The organism is Phenylobacterium sp., assembly GCF_036263695.1.
GTDB lineage: Bacteria > Pseudomonadota > Alphaproteobacteria > Caulobacterales > Caulobacteraceae > Phenylobacterium.
This window is the reverse complement of sequence record NZ_DATAGM010000451.1, coordinates 1-4,493: the sequence shown is the minus strand read 5'-3', so window position 1 is coordinate 4,493 and position 4,493 is coordinate 1. Positions and strand designations below refer to the sequence as shown.

The window sequence follows — 4,493 nt, the reverse complement described above, 5'->3', positions numbered from 1 at the left end:
GCCCAGGACGCCGTCGACCTGCAGCCCGGCGACCGGCAGGACCGGGGCGCGGACGCGGCGGTGGGTGCGGGCGCCGACCTGCAGCCGGTCCACCAACACGCTCTGCCGCCGGCGTGACCCGGCCACAGTGTTGACCTTGACCAGCGGACCGGGCGGCAGGCCGAGCTGTTCGGCGAGGGCGGCGGCGATGCAGGAGATGTTAGCCCCGGTGTCGACCAGGAACTGGAAGGGGCCGTGGCCGTCCACGAAGATCGGCGCGGTCACCTGCAGCGAGGCGGTGTCCAGGGTTGGGACCGATGTGTCCTCGTGGACCTCCTCGGCGGTGGTGCCTTCGGCCTGAGCGTGGGCCAACGACGGCGCGAACGCCGCGGCGGCCGCCAGCAGCCCCATCGCCTCTCGCCTGTTCGCCCGCACGGGCATGGCGTTTCCCCACGCTCCCTGCCGGCAGGATACGCCGATGCGGATAACGCTGCAATTTGAACCGCGCGAGGTTCCGTGGCGGGAACTTGTCACAAGTCCTTGCGCCATCTACGCCTTCCCAGAGTCGGGGAGCGCGACGCGTAAGGAAGGGAAGCCTTGGTCAAGCACATCCTGGAGGAGCTCGAGCGGCGCAGGGACGTGGCGCGTCTGGGCGGGGGCGCGCGGCGCATCGAGAGCCAGCACGCCAAGGGCAAGCTCACCGCCCGCGAGCGGCTGGACCTGCTGCTGGACGAGGGCAGCTTCGAAGAGTTCGACATGTTCGTCGAGCACCGGGCGACCGACTTCGGCATGGCCGACCAGCGCATACCGGGCGACGGGGTGGTCACCGGCTGGGGCACCATCAATGGCCGGACGGTGTTCGTCTTCTCCAAGGATTTCACGGTCTTCGGCGGCTCTCTTTCAAGCGCGCACGCGCAGAAGATCGTCAAGGTGCAGCGCCAGGCGATGAAGGTGGGCGCGCCGATCATCGGCCTGTTCGACGCCGGCGGCGCGCGCATCCAGGAGGGCGTCGACTCGCTCGCCGGCTACGCCGACATCTTCCTGGAGAACACTCTGGCCTCGGGCGTCATCCCGCAGATCAGCGTGATCATGGGCCCCTGCGCCGGCGGCGACGTCTACTCGCCGGCCATCACCGACTTCATCTTCATGGTGAAGGACACCTCCTACATGTACGTGACCGGTCCCGACGTGGTGCGCACGGTCACTCATGAGGATGTCAGCCACGAGGAGTTGGGCGGCTACCGGGTCCACGCGCTGAAGAGCGGCGTCGCCGACGGGGCGTTCGAGAACGACCTGGAGGCGCTGACGCAGGTGCGCCGGCTCATCGACTTCCTGCCGCTGTCCAACCGCGAGAAGCCGCCGGTCCGCCAGAGCTTCGACGAGCCGGAGCGGCTGGAGCCGAGCCTCGACACCCTGGTGCCGGCCAACCCCAACAAGCCCTACGACATGAAGGAGCTGATCCTGAAGGTCGTGGACGAGGCCGACTTCTTCGAGATCAGCCCGGACTACGCCAAGAACATCGTCGTCGGCTTCGCCCGCATGGACGGGGCGCCGGTGGGGATCGTCGCCAACCAGCCGCAAGTCCTGGCCGGCGTGCTGGACATTGACGCCTCGCGCAAGGCGGCGCGCTTCGTGCGCTTCTGCGACGCCTTCGAGATCCCCATCGTCACCTTCGTCGACGTGCCCGGCTTCATGCCCGGCACCCGCCAGGAGCAGGGCGGCCTGATCCGCCATGGGGCCAAGCTCTTGTTCGCCTATGCCGAGGCGACGGTGCCGAAGGTGACGGTGATCACCCGCAAGGCCTACGGCGGCGCCTACGACGTGATGAGCTCCAAACACATCCGCGGCGACGTGAACTACGCCTGGCCCACCGCCGAGATCGCGGTGATGGGCTCCAAGGGTGCGGTGGAGATCATATTCCGCGCCGAGATCGGCGATTCGGACGCCATCGCCGCCCGCGAGGCGGAGTACAAGGACCGCTTCGCCAACCCGTTCGTCGCCGCATCCCGCGGCTACATCGATGACGTCATCATGCCCCACTCGACGCGCCGCCGGATCGTGCGGGCGCTCAAGCGTCTGGAGGGCAAGGTCCTCGAGAACCCCTGGAAGAAGCACGACAACATTCCGTTGTAGGCGGCCCAGCCCCTGTCCCCTCGGGCTTCGCCTCAGGGGAGAGGAGGAGTCTGCGCGGAACAACCTGCGCCAGACCCTTGTTACGCCGGCAGGGCATCCCCCGCCCACGGTTTCAACGAACAAGGGAGACCTCGTCATGGCCGATCGATGGACTGACGAACGCGACCGCGAGCAACGCGACCGGGACTGGCAGCGCTCGGAGCGCTTCGGCCGCGGACAGAGCCGCGACCAGGATTACGGACAGCAGGGTTTTGAAGGCGCCGGCGGCGACCGCGAGGGCCGCACCTTCGACCCGCGCGGCGGATACGACGACGACCGCGGCTACGATTTGGACCGCAGCTACAGCTCCGGCTCCGGCGCCGAGGATCGCGGTTATGGCGAAGGCGGCTTCGGCGGCCGAGGCTATGGCGGCGGCGCTCAGAGCGATCGTAACGAGTTCGGCGCGCGGTTCTCCGGCCCGGATCGTGACCAGGTGTTCGGCGAGCGCGAAAGCGGCGACAACTATCGTGGCGGCGCCACCTATAGCGGCGCGGACTACGGGCGCTCGTCGGGGGGCTCGCAATCGGGCGGCGGCCAACAGTATGGCGCCTACGGAAGCCAAGGCAGCCAAGGCGGACAACGCGAGTACGGCCGCGGCGGCGAGCACTTTGGCCAGGCCTACGGACAGCAGACCCAAGGGCGCGGGAGCGACTATCGCGCCGGCGGCCGCTTCTATGGCGACGACGCCCGCGAGCCCATCTATCGCGAGGAATACGGCCAGGGCGGCCGCGACCACGGCCCGGTCCCTGGCGGCTACGAGGCCCCGCAGTGGCGCGGCGGAGCCGAGACCTACGGCGGCCGCTCGCAGGGCTGGCGCGGCCGCGATCATGACGACCATAGCCCGCCCAACGTTCGCGAGGGGCGCGGCGAAGGCGGCCGCAGCTGGTGGGACCGGGCGAAGAACCAGGTCGCCTCCTTCTTCGGCGACGAGGACGCCGAGCGCCGCACGGAGTGGGACCGCCAGACCCAAGGCGCCCAGACCCAGGGCCACCGTGGCCGCGGGCCGAAGGGGTACAAGCGCTCCGACGAGCGGATCAGCGAGGAAGTTCACCGGCGGCTGACGGACGACCCCTGGGTCGACGCCACCCACATCGAGGTGGAGGTGAAGAACTGCGAGGTCACCTTGTCCGGGAACGTCTCCGACCGCGAGGAGCGGCGCAGGGCCGAGCGCTGCGTCGAGGACATCTGGGGGGTGACCCACGTGCAGAACAACCTGCGTGTCCAGCAGAACCAGGGCCAGGGCCTCAGCGGCGACAACCCGCGTGAAGGCGCCGGCTCGATGCTGGGGCGCGGCTCGTCCGACACTTCGAGCAACAACCCGATTACCGGGACCGGCCACGGCTTTGGCGACAACATGCTGGCGGCAGGCGACCCGGCCGCGGCCGGCGCCGCCTCCCTGACGGACGCCGGCAGCACCGGCCAGGCCGGCCAGAGCGGCACGACCACCGCCGGCTCGGCGACCACCTCGACCGGCGCGCCCTCGACAAACAAGGACCGCAAGTAGAACGGCGCACCCTCCCCGGAGCGGGGAAGGTCTGGCGCAACTCATCAAGGCCCTCTCCCCCACAAGGGGAGAGGGCTTTCTTCGTCAGTAGGCGAACGCCCGGTAGCTCTCTTCGCGCTTCACGGCCTCGGCGACGTTCTCGAACACCGGGTTGAAGCGCAGCCAGCGCTTCGCCCGCTCGGGCATGCGGGCCAGCGTATCGGCGGGAACGCGGATCTGCACCTCGGGGCGGAACAGCCAACGGCGCGAGTAGCCGATGACGACCATCGGCCGGGGCGTGGCGGACCGGTTCGGCGTGCCGCGGTGGATGTGGCGCACGTCGCGGATCATCACGTCGCCGCGCTGCATGAACACCTTCTGCAGCGGCGCCTCGCCGGTCTCGATGCGGCGCATGCCCTCGGCCTTGGGCGTCATGTGGGTGCCGGCGGCGAACTCCATCGGGCCGTTCTCCTCCGTCACATCGACCAGGGGGAAGTTGACGGCCAGCTGGTAGGGCGGGGTCTCGGCGCCGCTCTCGGGGAACAGCAGCTGGGTGTCGCGGTGCAGGTCCTGATAGTCCGAGCCCAGCAGCGGCGTGTCGCTCGCCAGCTGGCACATCACTCCGTCCTCGCCGACCAGCTCCTCGACCACCGACATGATGACGTCGTTGTCGACGATCTGCGGGTCGGCCCACAGGTCGGTGAAGGGCAGGGTGACATAGTGGCGGTTGGCGCCGCGGTTGGGGTCGTCGCCCTCGCGCTCGATCGCGTCGAGCAGCAGGGGCTGGAAGGCCTCGTTCCAGGCGTCGATGACGCCCACGGGGAAGAGGCCGCGGATGATGGTGCTGCTGGTCTCGCGC

4 protein-coding genes are annotated in these 4,493 nt (G+C 69.4%); 2 read left to right on the top strand and 2 right to left on the bottom strand.

The window, feature by feature from the left end:
* Positions 1-420 (bottom strand): retropepsin-like aspartic protease (locus VHK87_RS18165; RefSeq protein WP_329636303.1); only part of this gene is annotated, 420 nt, incomplete at its 3' end.
* Positions 421-576: 156 nt separating this feature from the next.
* On the opposite strand from VHK87_RS18165, the gene VHK87_RS18160 reads away from it, so the two are divergent.
* Both VHK87_RS18160 and VHK87_RS18155 read left to right on the top strand, forming a co-directional pair.
* On the top strand, positions 577-2,112 hold the full coding sequence (locus VHK87_RS18160) for an acyl-CoA carboxylase subunit beta (RefSeq protein ID WP_329636302.1): 1,536 nt from the start codon (positions 577-579) through the stop codon (positions 2,110-2,112).
* 136 nt (positions 2,113-2,248) lie between these two features.
* Entirely contained in the window at positions 2,249-3,655 is a 1,407-nt protein-coding gene (locus VHK87_RS18155; RefSeq protein WP_329636301.1) for a BON domain-containing protein, read from the top strand.
* Positions 3,656-3,739: 84 nt separating this feature from the next.
* On the opposite strand, the gene VHK87_RS18150 is transcribed toward VHK87_RS18155, so the two are convergent.
* Positions 3,740-4,493, bottom strand: a 754-nt coding sequence (locus tag VHK87_RS18150; RefSeq protein ID WP_329636300.1) for a phytanoyl-CoA dioxygenase family protein, incomplete at its 5' end; no start/stop codon positions are given.